Origin of the sequence: Streptomyces sp. RKAG337 (genome assembly GCF_023701715.1) — a bacterium.
Classification (GTDB): Bacteria; Actinomycetota; Actinomycetes; order Streptomycetales; family Streptomycetaceae; genus Actinacidiphila.
In genome coordinates this window covers 1972632-1989181 of the sequence record NZ_JAJOZA010000001.1, presented here as the reverse complement: position 1 = coordinate 1989181, position 16550 = coordinate 1972632, and the positions used below count along the sequence as shown (strand labels likewise).

General features: G+C 70.0%; 14 protein-coding genes. 6 read left to right on the top strand and 8 right to left on the bottom strand.

Annotated features, from left to right (window positions below):
- Window positions 1–4 precede the first annotated feature (4 nt).
- The 3 genes from LNW73_RS08745 (at window position 5) to LNW73_RS08735 (ending at window position 2856) form a co-directional block, all read left to right on the top strand.
- Window positions 5–877 (top strand): HpcH/HpaI aldolase/citrate lyase family protein, encoded by an 873-nt coding sequence (locus tag LNW73_RS08745; RefSeq protein ID WP_250989538.1) that lies wholly within the window; start codon window positions 5–7, stop codon window positions 875–877.
- Window positions 878–1024: 147 nt separating this feature from the next.
- A complete protein-coding gene (locus LNW73_RS08740) occupies window positions 1025–2608 on the top strand; it encodes an acyl-CoA carboxylase subunit beta (protein WP_250977915.1) in 1584 nt (527 codons plus the stop codon).
- An 11-nt stretch (window positions 2609–2619) separates the two neighbouring features.
- Window positions 2620–2856 (top strand): acyl-CoA carboxylase epsilon subunit, encoded by a 237-nt coding sequence (locus LNW73_RS08735; protein ID WP_250977916.1) that lies wholly within the window; start codon window positions 2620–2622, stop codon window positions 2854–2856.
- 73 nt (window positions 2857–2929) lie between these two features.
- Here LNW73_RS08735 and LNW73_RS08730 read toward each other — a convergent pair whose 3' ends face one another.
- The 8 genes from LNW73_RS08730 to LNW73_RS08695 all read right to left on the bottom strand — a co-directional run bounded on the left by LNW73_RS08730 (window position 2930) and on the right by LNW73_RS08695 (window position 13380).
- Window positions 2930–3508 (bottom strand): GTP-binding protein, encoded by a 579-nt coding sequence (locus tag LNW73_RS08730; RefSeq protein WP_138358192.1) that lies wholly within the window; start codon window positions 3506–3508, stop codon window positions 2930–2932.
- Window positions 3489–4010: a DUF742 domain-containing protein gene (locus LNW73_RS08725; protein ID WP_250977917.1), complete on the bottom strand. Its 522-nt coding sequence runs from the start codon at window positions 4008–4010 to the stop codon at window positions 3489–3491. The genes LNW73_RS08730 and LNW73_RS08725 overlap by 20 nt, the downstream gene beginning before the upstream one ends.
- 112 nt (window positions 4011–4122) lie before the next feature.
- Entirely contained in the window at window positions 4123–4536 is a 414-nt protein-coding gene (locus LNW73_RS08720; RefSeq protein WP_138358230.1) for a roadblock/LC7 domain-containing protein, read from the bottom strand.
- A 9-nt stretch (window positions 4537–4545) separates the two neighbouring features.
- Window positions 4546–7740, bottom strand: coding sequence for a sensor histidine kinase (locus tag LNW73_RS08715; RefSeq protein WP_374118056.1), 3195 nt, complete (start codon window positions 7738–7740; stop codon window positions 4546–4548).
- A gap of 312 nt (window positions 7741–8052) precedes the next feature.
- Entirely contained in the window at window positions 8053–8658 is a 606-nt protein-coding gene (locus LNW73_RS08710) for a GTP-binding protein (RefSeq protein WP_374117340.1), read from the bottom strand.
- Window positions 8639–9046 carry a DUF742 domain-containing protein gene (locus LNW73_RS08705; RefSeq protein ID WP_138358185.1) on the bottom strand — a complete coding sequence of 136 codons (408 nt, stop codon included), beginning with the start codon at window positions 9044–9046 and terminating at the stop codon, window positions 8639–8641. The genes LNW73_RS08710 and LNW73_RS08705 overlap by 20 nt, the downstream gene beginning before the upstream one ends.
- A 77-nt stretch (window positions 9047–9123) precedes the next feature.
- The gene (locus tag LNW73_RS08700) at window positions 9124–9537 is read right to left on the bottom strand and encodes a roadblock/LC7 domain-containing protein (RefSeq protein WP_285370762.1); all 414 of its coding nucleotides are present in this window, start codon (window positions 9535–9537) and stop codon (window positions 9124–9126) included.
- A 9-nt stretch (window positions 9538–9546) separates the two neighbouring features.
- Complete coding sequence (locus LNW73_RS08695) at window positions 9547–13380, bottom strand: nitrate- and nitrite sensing domain-containing protein (RefSeq protein WP_441349475.1); 3834 nt, start codon at window positions 13378–13380, stop codon at window positions 9547–9549.
- 602 nt (window positions 13381–13982) lie between these two features.
- Here LNW73_RS08695 and LNW73_RS08690 point away from each other — a divergent pair.
- The 3 genes from LNW73_RS08690 to gltX all read left to right on the top strand — a co-directional run bounded on the left by LNW73_RS08690 (window position 13983) and on the right by gltX (window position 16517).
- Window positions 13983–14165, top strand: coding sequence for a hypothetical protein (locus LNW73_RS08690; protein WP_138356494.1), 183 nt, complete (start codon window positions 13983–13985; stop codon window positions 14163–14165).
- Between the two features lie 95 nt (window positions 14166–14260).
- Entirely contained in the window at window positions 14261–15043 is a 783-nt protein-coding gene (locus tag LNW73_RS08685; RefSeq protein WP_250977921.1) for a fumarylacetoacetate hydrolase family protein, read from the top strand.
- Window positions 15036–16517 carry a glutamate--tRNA ligase gene (gltX, locus tag LNW73_RS08680; RefSeq protein ID WP_250989535.1) on the top strand — a complete coding sequence of 494 codons (1482 nt, stop codon included), beginning with the start codon at window positions 15036–15038 and terminating at the stop codon, window positions 16515–16517. Before LNW73_RS08685 ends, gltX begins: the two co-directional genes overlap by 8 nt.
- Window positions 16518–16550: the final 33 nt, after the last annotated feature.

The following is a 16550-nucleotide window of genomic DNA, read 5'->3' as shown; positions in this document are numbered from 1 at the left end:
GACCATGACGGACAGCACCCTCCGCCCCCGCCGCTCCGTGCTCTACATGCCCGGGGCCAACGAACGCGCGCTGGAGAAGGCCAAGACCCTCCCCACCGACGCGCTCATCCTCGACCTCGAGGACTCCGTCGCGCCGGACGCCAAGGCCGACGCACGCAAGCGCGTCGCGGCCGCCGCCGCGTCCGGGGAGTACGGCTACCGCGAGGTGACGATCCGGGTCAACGCCCCGGACACCGCCTGGCACGCCGACGACCTGCGCGCCGCCGCCGAGGCCGGCCCGGACGCCGTCGTCGTCCCCAAGGTCGACTCCCCGGAGACCGTACGGGCCGTCGAGCGCGCACTGGAGGCGGCCGGTGCCCCCGACCGCACCGCGATCTGGGCCATGATCGAGACGCCGCGGGCGATGTTCGACGCCCGCGCCATCGCCGCCGCGAGCGAGCGGCTGACCGTGCTGGTGATGGGCACCAACGATCTGGCCAAGGAGCTGCACGCCGAGCACGTCCCCGGCCGGGCGCCGCTGCTGACCGGTCTGTCGCTGGCGCTGCTCGCCGCCCGCGCCACCGGCAAGACCATCTTGGACGGTGTCTACAACGACGTACAGGACCTGGCGGGCTTCGAGGCCGAGTGCCTCCAGGGGCGCCAGTTCGGATTCGACGGCAAGACCCTGATCCACCCGAAGCAGCTGGAGCCCTGCAACCGGCTCTTCGCACCCTCAGACGATGCGGTCGCACACTCCCGCCGGATCATCGAAGCCTTCGATCAGGCCACGTCAGAGGGGCGCGGCGTGGTCACGGTCGACGGCCGGATGATCGAGAACCTGCACGTCGAGGACGCCCGCCGGATCCTCGCGCTGGCCGCGGCGGTCGCCGGACGGTAGGGCGAAAGGTACAAAAAACCGGGTCCCGCGTGCCATGCGCGGGGCCCGCTCCTTCTTTGGTTCTGTCGATACCCGCCATGAAGTCGGAGCGGACACTGTACGAAGTGGACCCCCCGTTCGCGGGGGTCCCGCTCGTACTGTCGATACATGAGCTTTCTGGAAGAGGTGCCCGTCGAGGTGAACGACGCTCGCGGGCGCGTGGCCGAGCTTCGCGCGATCCGCGAGCAGGTCCTGCGCGGCCCCAGCGAGCGGGCGACCGAGGCGCAGCGCGCCAAGGGCAAGCTGACCGCACGCGAGCGGATCGCGCTGCTGCTGGACGAGGGCTCCTTCAACGAGGTCGAGCCGCTGCGCCGGCACCGCGCCACGGGCTTCGGCCTGGAGGCGAAGAAGCCGTACACCGACGGTGTCATCACCGGCTGGGGCACCGTCCACGGCCGGACCGTGTTCGTCTACGCCCATGACTTCCGGATCTTCGGCGGCGCGCTCGGCGAGGCGCACGCCACCAAGATCCACAAGATCATGGACATGGCCATCTCCTCGGGCGCCCCGCTGGTGTCGCTGAACGACGGCGCCGGCGCCCGTATCCAGGAGGGCGTCTCGGCGCTCGCCGGCTACGGCGGCATCTTCCAGCGCAACACCCGGGCCTCGGGTGTCATCCCGCAGATCTCGGTCATGCTCGGCCCGTGCGCGGGCGGCGCGGCCTACAGCCCGGCGCTCACCGACTTCGTCTTCATGGTCCGCGAGACCTCGCAGATGTTCATCACGGGACCGGACGTCGTCCAGGCCGTGACCGGCGAGAAGATCACCCAGAACGGGCTCGGCGGCGCCGACGTCCACTCCGAGATCTCCGGCGTCTCGCACTTCGCCTACGACGACGAGCAGCACTGCCTCGAAGAGGTCCGCTACCTGCTCTCGCTGCTCCCGCAGAACAACCGGGAGAACCCGCCCGCCACCGAGACCTCCGACCCGGCCGACCGCCGCGGCGACGTCCTGCTGGACCTCGTGCCGGCCGACGGCAACCGCGCGTACGACATGCGCAAGGTCATCGAGGAGATCGTCGACGAGGGCGAGTACCTGGAGATCCACGAGCGGTGGGCCACCAACATCATCGTCGCGCTCTCCCGGCTGGACGGCCAGGTGGTCGGCATCATCGCCAACCAGCCCAACAGCATGGCGGGCGTCCTGGACATCGCGGCGTCCGAAAAGGCCGCGCGTTTCGTCCAGATGTGCGACGCCTTCAACATCCCGCTCATCACTCTCCTGGACGTACCCGGCTTCCTGCCGGGCGTCGACCAGGAGCATGGTGGGATCATCCGGCACGGAGCGAAGCTGCTCTACGCGTACTGCAACGCCACCGTGCCGAGGATCTCGCTGATCCTGCGCAAGGCCTACGGCGGCGCCTACATCGTCATGGACTCCCAGTCCATCGGGGCCGACCTCACGTACGCCTGGCCCACCAACGAGATCGCGGTGATGGGCGCCGAAGGTGCCGCCAATGTCATCTTCCGCAAGCAGATCGCCGAGGCCGACGACCCCGAGGCCATGCGTGCCCGCATGGTCAAGGAGTACAAGGCCGAACTGATGCACCCCTACTACGCCGCGGAACGCGGTTTGGTGGACGACGTCATCGACCCGGCCGACACCCGCGAGGTGCTCATCCGCTCGCTGGCGATGCTCCGGACCAAGCACGCAGACCTGCCGTCGCGCAAGCACGGCAACCCGCCGCAGTAATGGAGACCACCTTGAGTACTCCCGCCGAGACCCTGGCCCCCGACACCGTGACCCCCGACACCCTGGTCCGCGTCGAGAAGGGCCACGCCAGCGCCGAGGAGCTCGCGGCGCTCACCGCGGTCCTGCTGGCCCGCGCCGCCGCCAACGGCCACGCCGCCACCAGCTACGAGCAGCCCCGCTCCACGGCCGGCTGGCGCCGCCTGGAGCGCACCCCGGGCTTCCGCAGCTCGCACAGCTGGCAGGGCTGATCCCGCCGGAACGACAGAAACGCCGGGCCGCCCCCGTAGGGGCGGCCCGGCGTTCTCGCGTCCAGGGGGATGCTCAGCGCAGGCGCGCCATCAGCGCGTGCTCCACCAGGGTGATCAGCGCGGACTTCGCCTCACCGCGGTTGCGGGCGTCCGTGGTGATGATCGGTGCCTCGGGCCCGATCTGCAGGGCCTCGCGCACCTCCTCGGGGCCGTACGGCTGGTGGCCGTCGAAGCCGTTGAGCGCGATCACGAACGGCAGGCCGCTGTTCTCGAAGTAGTCCACGGCCGGGAAACAGTCCGCGAGCCGCCGGGTGTCCACCAGGACGACGGCGCCGATCGCGCCGCGCACCAGGTCGTCCCACATGAACCAGAAGCGGTCCTGGCCCGGGGTGCCGAACAGGTACAGGATCAGGTCCTCGTCCAGCGTGATGCGGCCGAAGTCCATCGCCACGGTGGTCGTGGTCTTGTCGGGCGCGTGCGTCAGGTCGTCGATGCCGGCCGACGCGGAGGTCATCACAGCTTCGGTGCGCAGCGGGTTGATCTCCGAGACGGCACCGACGAACGTGGTCTTGCCCACGCCGAACCCGCCCGCCACCACGATCTTCGCGGAGGTCGTGGAGCGGGTCGCCCCGTTAGAGCTTGCGAAGTCCACTGAGCACCCTTTCAAGCAATGTCACTTCTGGCTGACCACCCGCGGACTCGTCGCCACCGGGCTGGTGGACGGCGACCAGCCCGGCCTCGGCCAGGTCGGCGACGAGAATACGGGCGACGCCGAGAGGGATCGACAGCAGCGCGGAGATCTCCGCCACCGACTTGATCTCCCGGCAGAGAATGCAGATCCGCTGGTGCTCCGGCAACTGGCCCCGCAGCTGCACCGGGTCGGCCGTGGTGCTGACCAGTGCCTCGATGGCGAGCTGGTAGCGCGGCCGGGTCCGGCCCCCGGTCATGGCGTACGGCCGCACCAGCCCGGAAGGGGTCTGGGCGCGCTGCCGACCGGGCCGCGCCGGCGCCTGCGGCGGATCGTACGGCTGGATCCGGGGCTGGCGGTAGCGGGGCTCGGGGTCAGGAGTAGGAGCCGAGGGGAAGTTGTAACGGTTCAGAGGCGGCTGCTGCTGCTGGCTGCCGTACGGATCTCCGCCTGGTGGCGTTGTCACGGTTCCTCCTCCTGATGAAGGTTGTGGGGGCTGCGTTCCCGCACCCTATGGGTACGGGGACGCGCCCGCACGCCTGTCCGTTAGTTGAGCAGGCACCTAGTTGAGAAGACTGCTAATTGAGCAAACTGCCTTGAAGTTCGGAGCGGAGGTCGGGGGTGAGGACGGTCCCGGTCCGGTCGACCAGCAGGGCCATCTCGTACCCGACGAGGCCGATGTCGCACTCGGGGTGAGCGAGTACGGCCAGCGAACTACCGTCGGAGACGGACATGATGAAGAGGAATCCGCGTTCCATCTCCACGACCGTCTGGTTGACGCTGCCGCCTTCGAAGATGCGGGAGGCTCCGGCGGTGAGCGAGGTCAGGCCGGAGGCGACGGCGGCGAGCTGGTCGGCGCGGTCACGAGGGAAACCCTCGGACATCGCGAGCAGCAGGCCGTCGGCGGAGACCACCACCGTGTGGGACACCCCAGGGGTGTTGTCCACGAAGTTGGTGATCAACCAGTTCAGATTCTGTGCCGCCTGGCTCATCGGACTCAACTAACGCTCCTGGTTCTGAGGGCCACCGTAGTGATTGTCGGGGGCCTGGCCGTTCGTGTCAGTTCCCGCAGTGCGTCCCTGCTGGACGCCACGGCGCAGATTGCTCAACCGGCCGCGGACGTCCTCCGGCGCGCGGGAGACCTGTGGGCCGCCCTGCGGAGTCTGCTGTGCGGTACCCGCGACCAGGTTGGCCTTGGGTACTCGACGGGGCAGGCCGGAGGGGGTTACCCCACCCGCCTTGGGTTCGCGGACCTGTTCGGCCCGCTGCCAGTGCTGGTCGTTCTGGGAACGCCAGTCGGTCTCGGCCTCTTCCGGCGCCTGCTCCGGCTCCGGATCGGGCTGGGGGACCGGCTGGACCGCCGGCTCCGCCGCCACCTGGTCCGGTTGCGGCCACTGCCGGTCGCGGCGTGGCAGGCCGGCATCCGTCAGCGAGGGGGAGCCTACGCTCTCCGGCGCCCCGAAGGGGGTCCCGGGAACGGAATCCGGCGCCTGCTGATCCGGCTGGGCGACGGGCTGCGCCCAGTCGTCCAGCACGGGTGGGGCGGGAGGTCCGGAAGGTGCGGGCTGGACGGGGAAGTCCTGCTGCCACTCCGGTTCGTAGGACGACGGCTGCTGGTACGCGGGCTGCGCACCGTACTGGTCGGCCTGCCCGTTGTACTCCGGCTGACCGGCGAAGTCCTGCCCGCCGAAGTCCTGCCCCTGGAAGTCCTGCGCCGGGTAGCCCTGGCCCTGGAAGTCCTGGCCCGGGGCGTAGCCGCCGTCGTACTGCGGCTCGTACCCCTGCTGGTTCTGCTGTCCCCGCTGCCGCGGGATGTCGTCGCCGAACATCGCGACGTCTTCCGGCCGTTCCGAGGCCGAGGCCTCCAGTTGGGCACGGCGCTCCTCGCGCTGCAGCGAGCGGCCGACGGGGTCGAGCTGCCCGGGGGCGCCGGAGGCCGTGAACGCGGACTCGTCCGACCGCTCGTACTGGGAGTCGTCGAAGCCCAGCTCGGCGGCGGTCGGCTGGTAGCCGAACTCGGCGGTCGAGTGCTCGGGGACGATGCGCGACACGGTGAAGTCCGTGTCGTCGTCCTCGGGCAGCTGCTCCTCGCCGCCACCACCGTGGGTGATCGGCTCCGGCAGCATGACGAGCGACGTGGTGCCGGCCTGCTCGCCCGAGGGGCGCAGCTGGACGCGGACACCGTGCCGGTCGGCGAGCCGGCCGACCACGAACAGGCCCATGCGCTGGGAGATCGCGACGTCCACGGTCGGCGGGTCGGCCAGCTTGTGGTTGATGTCGGCGAAGTCCTCGGCGGTCAGGCCGATGCCCTTGTCGTGGATCTCGACCATGACGCGGCCGTCCGGCAGCCGGGTCGCGGTGACCCGCACCTTGGTCTGCGGCGAGGAGAACGTGGTGGCGTTCTCCAGCAGCTCGGCCAGCAGGTGCACGAGGTCGGTCACGGCGGTGCCGTGGATGTCCGTCTCCGGTATCCCGACCAGCTCGATGCGCTCGTACGCCTCCACCTCGGAGGCCGCCGCGCGCAGCACGTCGACGAGCGGGACCGGCTGGTTCCAGCGGCGGCCCGGCTCCTCGCCGGCGAGGACCAGCAGGTTCTCACCGTTGCGCCGCATACGGGTGGCGAGGTGGTCCATCTTGAACAGGTTCTCGAGCTGGTCCGGGTCCGCCTCGTTGTTCTCCAGCTCGGTGATCAGCGTGAGCTGCCGCTGGATGAGGCCCTGGTTCCGGCGCGAGAGGTTGGTGAAGATCGCGTTGACGTTGCCCCGCAGCAGAGCCTGCTCGGCGGCGAGCCGGACGGCCTCGCGGTGCACCTGGTCGAAGGCGCGGGCGACCTCACCGATCTCGTCGTGGCTGGTGATCGGGATGGGCTGGACGGTGGTGTCCACCCGGCCCGGGTCGGTGCGCGACAGCTGGTCGACCAGCCCCGGCAGCCGCTGTTCCGCGACGTCGAAGGCGGCGTTGCGCAGCTTGCGCATGCTGCGGCTCATGTTGCGGGCCATCATGCCCGCGATGATGAAGGCGACGATCAGGGCGAGGACCACGATGGCCGCGTTGATGATCGCGTCGGTCTTGGCGCTGGAGGAGATGGTCTCGGCGTCGCCCACGGCCGTTTCGGCGAGGTTCTGCTCGACGGTCCGGTAGGAGTCGAAGGCCAGCGTGTTGCTGGCGAACCAGCTCTCCGGCGTGATGCCCTCGGCCCGCAGCTCCTTCGCCGACTTGTCCCCGGCGATCTCGGCGACCATCTTCTCGATCGACGGCGGCGGCACGAAGGTCTGCCCGGCCTGCTCGGCCTGGGAGGCGGCGGCCGTGAGCTGCTCGGCGCCCTTCTTCTGTGCCGCGGCCTGCGCGTCCTTCAGGTGCTGGGCGTCGGCGGGGGTACCGCCACCGCTGTACTCCTGGAGCGCGATGCCCTGCAGATAGAGGTACGAGGTGAGGGCGGTCTGCTGGAGCTTGCGCTCCTTGGCCGGCACCTGGCCCTCGACCAGGATGTGCATGCCGATGGAGCGGCTCAGCGACTCGGCGGCCTTGGCCAGCGAGATGGCGTAGAGGGTACGGCCGTAGCTGGTGATGTTCCCGGTGCCGAGGCTCAGCTCGTTGGAGAGCTCCATCAGCGGGTGCTGCACGCTGACGTACGCCTCTTCGGTCTGCTTGTCGGGCAGCTGCCGGGTGTAGGCGGCCTTGCGGATGGCCTGCAGGCTGGGCTCCGCCTTGCGGAAGCCCTCCACGCGGCGCTCCAGCGAGGCGGAGGCGGGCATCTGGTCGACGGCTTCGTTGAAGACCTGGGCGGCGGCGTCGGTGGCCGCGTAGGCCCCCGTCACGACCGGGTCGTCACGCCTGCCCTGCACCAGTGGAACGACCGTGATGTCACGTTCGTTGATCAAGGCGTGGCTGTAGCCGGCTGCCGCGCGCACCAGGATGGCGGTGCGCTTGGCGGCGTCCGCCTGCTGCCACGTGTGCACGGAGTTCTGCACGGTGAAGCCGCCCATGACGAGGGCGACGAGAACCGGGATGAGGAGGATGGCGTTCAGCCTGGTGGCCACCCGCCAGTTGCGCACCGCGAAACGGCTGCCGGATCCGGCAGGCTCCGGTGTGGCGACAGCGGTCGCGTCGGGCACGCCCTCGTACCGCTGGGGCGGCGTGAAATTGCCCCGGGGGCCATCCGCGGAGCCCGGCTCTGCTCGCCTCGTGTCCCTCACTTGACCAACAACCTCTCGGCGACAACACAGCAAAGTGCCGTTACTACTCTCGGGTTCTGCGAATTTCAGCACGTCATGGGGGTACTAGCCAAACGTCGTACAAAGTGCAACGAACACTCGAACACGCTCACATAAATAGGGCATAAGCTCTTTGCGGTGCCAAACCGCACGGTCTGCATCACCGCAACGGAACCAGTCGAGCGCGGGGGGTGTTCGTCACCCGTCGATTCTCTGTCGAAACGTTATGAACGCAAGAACCGGCCGTGTCAAATGACACAGCCGGTCCTGGGGACAACTGGCAACCATGAAGGCTTACTTGAGTCGAGCCAGCAATGCGTGCTCCACGAGCGTGATCAACGCGCTCTTCGCCTCGCCGCGGTGGCGGGCGTCCGTGGTGATGATCGGAGCCTCGGGCCCGATCTGCAGCGCCTCGCGTACTTCCTCCGGCCGGTAGGGCTGGTGGCCCTCGAAACCGTTGAGGGCGACGACGAACGGCAGGCCGCTGTTCTCGAAGTAGTCCACGGCCGGGAAACAGTCCGCCAGCCTGCGGGTGTCGACCAGCACGACGGCGCCGATCGCGCCCCGCACCAGGTCGTCCCACATGAACCAGAAGCGGTCCTGGCCCGGCGTACCGAACAGGTACAGGATCAGGTCGTCATCGAGGGTGATGCGGCCGAAGTCCATCGCCACCGTGGTGGTCGTCTTGTCCTGGACGTGGCTGAGGTCGTCGATCCCGGCCGACGCGGAGGTCATGACGGCCTCCGTGCGCAGCGGGTTGATCTCCGAGACCGCGCCGACGAACGTGGTCTTGCCCACGCCGAAGCCGCCCGCCACCACGATCTTGGCCGAGGTGGTGGACCGGGCCACAGGCGGGCCGTAAGCCGCCTGCGGTTGCGGTCTAGAGCTTGCGAAGTCCACTGAGCACCCTTTCGAGCAGTGTCACATCAGGCTGTCCGCCGGCCTCGCCACTGCCCGGCTGGTGAATAGCGACCATGCCGGCCTCTGCGAGGTCGGCCACGAGAATGCGGGCCACGCCGAGCGGGAATCCCAGCAGCGCGGAGATCTCCGCGACCGACTTGATCTCCCGGCAGAGGTGGCAGATCCGCTGGTGTTCGGGGAGCAGCCCCTGGTACTGGCCCGCATCGGCCGTGGTGCTGACCAGTGCCTCGATGGCGAGCTGGTAGCGCGGCCGGGTACGGCCACCGGTCATGGCGTACGGCCGCACCAGCGGCTGGTCGCCTTCATCCCCGTACGGCGCGTGGTGGGACGCGCCGTACGGGCCCGGCGAGGCGGGTGGCGGGGTCATGAGGGTCCTCCGTGTCCGGGCAAAACGGTCTCGGTGCAGGAAGTACGCATCGTGCGGTGAAAGCGTGATCAGAGCAGTCAGTGCATCAGGCTGCCCTGGAGTTCGGAGCGGAGGTCGGGGGTGAGGACGGTCCCGGTCCGGTCGACCAGCAGGGCCATCTCGTATCCGACGAGGCCGATGTCGCACTCGGGGTGAGCGAGTACGGCGATCGACGAACCCTCGGAGACGGACATGATGAAGAGGAATCCGCGTTCCATCTCGACGACCGTCTGGTTGACGGCGCCGCCTTCGAAGATGCGGGAGGCTCCGGCGGTGAGCGAGGTCAGGCCGGAGGCGACGGCGGCGAGCTGATCGGCGCGGTCACGAGGGAAACCCTCGGACATCGCGAGCAGCAGGCCGTCGGCGGAGACCACCACCGTGTGGGACACCCCAGGGGTGTTGTCCACGAAGTTGGTGATCAACCAGTTCAGATTCTGTGCCGCCTGGCTCATCGCACTCAACTAACGCTCCTGGTTATTCGTGCCGAAGCCCCGGCCGTCGGTGTTGCCATTTGCTGTATCGCGGCCCTGCTGGATGCCGCGCCGGAGGTTGGTCAGACGGCCGCGCACATCGTCGGGTGCCCGGGAGACCTGCGGACCGCCCTGCGGCGCCTGCTGGGGGGTTGCCCCGCCTGCGACCAGGTTGGCCTTGGGTACCCGGCGCGGCAGACCGGAGGGAGTGACCCCGCCCGCCGACGGCTCGCGGACCTGTTCGGCCCGCTGCCGGAGTTCGTCGTTGGGAGAGGTGCGCCAGTTCGGCGTCTCCCGGGGTGCCGGCTGGGTCGGCTGGGCCGGAGTGACCGGCCGCGCCTGGACCGGAGCCGGTGCGGGCTGCTCGGCCCGGGCCCGCTGGGGCTGCTGCTGCGGCTGTGCCGGAAGCGGCTGCTGCTGCTGGGGCTGGGCCGGCGGCGTCTGCCGCGGCTGCGGAGCGGGACGGGCCGGAGCCGCGGGCGCGGTGGGAGCGGCGGGCGCCGCCCGTTCCACGTGCACCTGCTGCATGCGCTCGGCCTGACCGGTACGGAACCAGTCGGACTCGATCGACGCGAAGATCGGCGTGGGCTCGTCACCGCGCGGCGGGGCCGGCGGCAGTGCCATCGGCTCGGAGACCGGCGGCAGCTGCGGCTCGAGACCGCGGTTCGGCTGCCGGTTGGCCTGCTGCGGGTACCCCTGCTGCTGGTTGCCCTGCTGGCCGTTCTGCGACGGCTGGCCCTGCTGCGGCGGCCGGTTGCCGTTGAACCCGCCGTCGGCCGGACGCCCGCCGCGCTGCGGCAGACCCTGGGCCGGGACGTTCTGGCCCGGGTACGGCTCGGTCAGCGACCGGTCGTCCACCGGGGGAGTGCCGACCACCGGGAACTGCCCGGTGTCGGTCCGGCCGTCGGGGTAGCCGGGGCCGCCCTGTCGGCCGGCCGGCAGCGGGAACTCGCCGGTGCCGCTGTTGTCGGGCTGCGCGGGACGCTGGAACTCACCCGTGGACTCCGGCTGGTACCCGTCGGGGCGAGCCCCGCCGCGTACCGGGGCCGGGCCCGGTGCTCCGCCGAAGACGTCCGAGCGGAAGCCGCCGGGGCCCGCGTCCTGCGCGGTGGGCGCGGGGTACGGGTTGTTCGTCGGGGAGAACGGGTCGCCGAGCGGCAGACCGGCGTCCTGCCGGGAACCGGCACCCGGGTTCGGGCGCTGGTAGTCGCCCCGCGGCTGCGGCTGCTGCTGCGGTGCCGGGCGTGAGCCGGGCGGCGGACCGTCGAAGTCGGGGCGCTCGAACCTGGCGGTGGACTCCACGTCCTCGTGGCCGCGCGGGGCGTCCATCGCCGGACCGCGCTCGGCCAGAGCGGGGAAGCCCTGCTGCGGGTTGCCGCTGCGCTGCGGCTGGCCCTGCGGCGGCTGGCCGCCCTGCGCCCAGCTCGGTCCCGACGGCTGCGGCTGGCCCTGCGGCTGGCCGTTCTGCTGGCCGCCGCGCCGGGTGCCGGTACCGCCCTGGCCACCGAGGCCCGGGCCGCCCGGGCCGGAGTTCAGCGCGGGGCGCTGACCGCCGCCCGCGACCTGGCCGCGCTGCGGCGGCCGGCCGACCTGTCCCGCGGGACCGGCGGTGGCACCGAAGGCGTTGGTGGCGGGGGCGCCGGGGCCGTTGGGCGTACCGGGCATGCCCGTCGCGATCGGGCCGCGCTTGCCGGCGGCCGCGTTCTTGGCGTTCTGGCCGCCCTGCGTGACGTCCACCGGCAGCATGACGAGCGCGGTGGTGCCGCCGGAGTCCGACGGGCGCAGCTGGATGCGGATGCCGTGTCGCAGGGACAGCCGGCCGACCACGAACAGGCCCATGCGGCGGGAGACCGAGACGTCCACGGTCGGCGGGTTGGCGAGCCGCTCGTTGATGTCCGACAGGTCCTCGGGCGAGAGCCCGATGCCGGTGTCGTGGATCTCGATGAGCACCCGGCCGTCCGGCAGCGCGTGGCCGGTGACCTTTACCTTGGTCTGCGGGGAGGAGAACGAGGTGGCGTTCTCCAGCAGCTCGGCGAGCAGGTGGACGAGGTCGTTGACGATACGGCCGGTGACCTCGGCGGCGGGCACCGAGGTGAGCTCGATGCGCTCGTACTGCTCCACCTCGGAGGCGGCGGCACGGAGCACGTCGACCAGCGGGACCGGGCGGGTCCAGCGGCGGCCCGGCTCCTCACCGGCGAGGACGAGGAGGTTCTCGCCGTTCCGGCGCATACGGGTCGCGAGGTGGTCGAGCTTGAAGAGGCTGGACAGCTGGTCCGGGTCCGCCTCGCGGCTCTCCAGCTCGGAGATGAGCGAGAGCTGGCGCTGGATGAGCCCCTGGCTGCGGCGCGAGAGGTTGGTGAACATCGCGTTGACGTTCCCTCGCAGGAGCGCCTGCTCGGCGGCGAGCCGGACGGCCTCGCTGTGGACCTCGTCGAACGCGCGGGCCACCTGGCCGATCTCGTCCCGGCTGTGGATACCGATCGAGACGACGGAGGTGTCGACGTCCTGCGGGTCGGACTCCGACAGCTGCTTGACCAGCTCGGGCAGCCGCTTCTGGGCGACGTCCTGGGCGGTCTCCTGCAGCCGGCGCAGCGAGCGGATCATCGAGCGGGCCACGATGAAGGCGCCGACGACGGCGACACCGAGCACGATCAGGATGATCGCACCGTCGATGATCGCCTGGCGCTGGGCCTCGCCCCGCAGCTTGAGGGCCTGCTGCTGCATCTCGTTGAGCAGCGACCGCTCGATGTTGGTCATCGCCTGGATCTTGCTCCGGGCGGCGTCGTCCCAGTCGCGGTAGGTGGCTCCGGTGGCCGCGAAGGTGTTGATGCCGCCCTTGGAGTTCAGGATCCGGGTGGCGTTGGTGTCGTGGTTCTTGATCGTGTCGTTGCCGCCCTCGAGGGGGGCCATCAGCTCGACGGAGTCGGCGCCGCCGTAGATCTTCCCGAACCGGGTCAGCGCGGTCTTCTCGGACTGCGCGGCGGCCTTCGCGTACTGCCAGTCGTTCTCCGAGAGCGTGACGCCGCCCTGCGGGGCGAGCGCGGCGCTGATCACCGCACGCTGGATGGACTCGAACTCCTTGGCGGAGGAGAACGCGGCCAGCGCGCGGGTGCTGCGGATCATTTCCTGGTTGCTGGTGGCCTGCGCCATGTCCTGGGACAGCGAGAGCAGCGACTGGATCAGCGAGTCGTACTTGTTGACCGTCAGCGCGATGTACTGCGGCTGCTGGTAGGCCTGGTCACGGATCTCGTTGATGCTGCCGAGCTGCTGCTCGATGGCGAGCAGGGTGGAGCGGACACCGACGAAGACCTGGTCGTTCGGGTCGACGTCGTCGGTGGTGCTCTGGAAGAGCTTGCGGTAGCGGTCGGTCGTCTCCCGGGAGGCGCCGACGGCGTCGTCGCTCTTGCCGGTGCCGGAGGACATCGGACCCGCGGAGCGGTCCCGCTCCTCCTGCAGCGCGCCGGCGAGGTCGGTCGCGTGCTCGGTGATCTCGGTGAGCTGCTTCATGTGCTCGAGCTGGGCGATGTTGTCCAGCGAGCTGGAGATACGCAGCGCACCGAGCGAGGTGGCCGCGACCACCGGCAGGGCGAGCAGAGAGATCAGACGGGTGCTGATCCTCCAGTTGCGCATGGCTATTCGGGGGCCTGGCTTACCGACACCGCCCGTGATCCGGCCGGCGTCGATGCCGCTGTGCGTGCTTGAGCGTCCGGCGGCCGCGGTGTTCACGGCGTCGTCGGATCGCTGCGGCGACGGACCGCTGTTGGCTCCGCCGGGCTGCTCCGGGTCGCCCGCAGCGCCGCTGTCCCTCTTGAAACGTCCCTGCACTAGCGTCGCAACCTCTGGACCAGGCGTCCCCCGCACGTGCGGCGGGACGGTGTCGAGTCATGGGGGCCCCGGTGATCCCGGAGTAGGGATGACCGACGATGCCCTTCACCGCCACTCGATGCTCGTACGCGCCCCCTGACGCGCTGGCTTCGATTGATGTGGCGGTCCGGGGAATTCCAGCACAGTGCAGGATCTCCAACAAGGGCCGCAGCCCAGTCAATGGCAGGAGTGACTGACTGCGTCGGTCCGGGCACAGAGTGTTCAGGTCCGTTTCGGAGAAAGCCCGCGATTCTGGAACTTTTGGGCACCGAAGGACGCTCCGGGCAGGGCGTACCGCTCGTGTCCGGGTGGAGGGTAAGGTCCGCGAACTCCCGTAATGTCCGCTTGATGGAGGGGCGCGGACCGCCCGATTCGGGCTTTATGTCGGGTAGTTCGTGAGCAAAATCACAACGAGATCGTTGCCTGGGTCGCGTAAATCGGGGAACTGTCGCCACTAGCCTGGATCTTTACGCACGGCATCGTTCTGTAAACCAGTGCACCCAGGTGACCCCGCAGACCCGCGTCGCAGCCGGCGCCCCGACCCCCTGAGGCCCAGACACCCCATGAAGACCACCATGCTGTTCCGCCCGATCGCCAACCCGCGCCGCACCACCCTCATGCACCTCAAGGATGCCGAGGAGCTGCAGGCCCCGGTGATCGCGGCCGAGGACATCATCGGCGACGAGCTGCCGCAGCAGACGGCCAACCCGCGCCGCACGATCCTCATGGACGCGCCCACCGCCTGAACCACGGGCAGCGGCGGAATCAGCAGGGTGCGCCCGGGGCCTCACGTTAACCTGGACCGATCCAGTCTTCGGCCAGTGAGGGGCAGCAGCTTCCCGTGCGCATCGCCAGGTTCTCCATCGACGGCAATGTCGCCTTCGGCGCGGTCGAGGGCGACCCGACCGTCCCCGACGGTCTCGTCCTCGACATCATCAAGGGCATCCCGTTCGCCGAGTTCGAGCTCTCCGGCACCAAGGTGCCGCTGAGCAAGGTCCGGCTCCTTCCGCCGGTGCTCCCGAACAAGGTCGTCGCCATCGGCCGCAACTACGCCGAACACGCCGCGGAACTGGGCAACGAGGTCCCCGCGGTCCCGGTCGCCTTCTTCAAGCCGTCCACCTCCGTGGTCGGATCCGGTGACCCGATCGTGTACCCCTCGTTCTCGAACGAGGTGCACCACGAGGCCGAGCTGGCCGTCGTCATCAGCCGGCTGTGCCGCGAGGTCCCGCGCGAACGCGTCAAGGACGTCATCCTCGGCTACACCTGCGCCAACGACGTCACCGCACGCGACGCGCAGCGCACCGAGGGCCAGTGGGCCCGCGCCAAGGGCTTCGACTCCGCGTGCCCCCTCGGCCCCTGGATCGAGACCGATCTGGACCCCTCCGACCTGGCCATCACGGCCACGGTCAACGGCGAACTGCGCCAGGCGGGCCGGACCAGCCAGATGGTCCGCTCGATCGAGGACCTGATCGTGCACATCACCGAGGCGATGACGCTGCTCCCGGGCGACGTCATCCTCACCGGCACCCCGGCAGGCGTCGGACCGCTCAACGTCGGCGACGAGGTCGCCGTCTCCATCGAAGGCATCGGCACTCTCACCAACAAGGTGATCAAGCGTGGCTAGCGCATCCCCCGTACGCGTCCGTTTCTGTCCCTCGCCGACCGGCAACCCGCACGTGGGTCTGGTCCGCACCGCCCTGTTCAACTGGGCGTTCGCCCGGCACCACCAGGGCAAACTGATCTTCCGTATCGAGGACACCGACGCGGCCCGGGACTCCGAGGAGTCCTACCAGCAGCTGCTCGACGCGATGCGCTGGCTCGGCTTCGACTGGGACGAGGGTCCCGAGGTCGGCGGCCCGCACGCCCCGTACCGGCAGTCCGAGCGCATGGACATCTACGCGGACGTCGCGAAGAAGCTCCAGGACGCCGGGCACGCCTACGACTGCTACTGCACCACGCCCGAGCTGGACGCCCGCCGGGCCGCCGCCCGCGCCGCGGGCAAGCCCTCCGGCTACGACGGCCACTGCCGTGACCTCGGCGCCGAGCAGATCGCGGCCTACCGGGCCGAGGGCCGCACGTCGATCGTCCGCTTCCGGATGCCGGACGCGCCGATCACCTTCACCGACCTGGTGCGCGGCGAGCTGACCTTCACCCCGGAGAACGTGCCCGACTTCGGCATCGTCCGGGCCAACGGGGCGCCGCTCTACACGCTGGTCAACCCGGTCGACGACGCGCTGATGGAGATCACGCACGTGCTGCGCGGCGAGGACCTGCTGTCCTCCACCCCGCGGCAGATCGCGCTGTACGGCGCCCTCGCCGAGATCGGCGTCGGCAACGGCACCACCCCGGCGTTCGGCCACCTCCCGTACGTCATGGGGGAGGGCAACAAGAAGCTCTCCAAGCGCGACCCGGAGTCCTCGCTCAACCTGTACCGCGAGCGCGGCTTCCTGCCCGAGGGCCTGCTCAACTACCTGTCGCTGCTCGGCTGGTCGCTCTCGGCCGACCAGGACCTCTTCTCGATGGAGGAGATGGTCGCGGCCTTCGACATCGCGGACGTCAACGCGAACCCGGCGCGCTTCGACCTGAAGAAGTGCGAGCACATCAACGCGGAGCACCTGCGGATGCTGGACGTGAAGACGTTCATGTCGGCCTGTGCCCCGTGGCTGAAGGCGCCGTTCGCACCCTGGGCCCCCGAGGCGTTCGACCAGGCGGCCTTCGAGGCCATCGCCCCGTACGCCCAGACCCGTCTCCAGGTCCTCTCGGACATCACGGCCAATGTCGACTTCCTCTTCCTGGACCAGCCGGCCGAGGACGAGGCGTCCTGGCAGAAGGCGATGAAGGAGGGCTCCGACGCCCTGCTGCGCACCGCGCGCACCAAGCTCGCCGACGCGGACTGGTCCGACCCGGAGTCGCTGAAGGCCGCGGTGCTGGCCGCCGGCGAGGAGCACGGCCTGAAGCTCGGCAAGGCCCAGGCTCCGGTCCGCGTGGCGGTCACCGGCCGCACGGTCGGACTGCCGCTCTTCGAGTCCCTGGAGGTGCTCGGCCGCGAGCGCACCCTGGCCCGGATCGACGCCGCACTGGCGAAGCTCGCCGGCTAGGTCGTTTCCGGTCCTGGGGCTGACGGCTCCGGG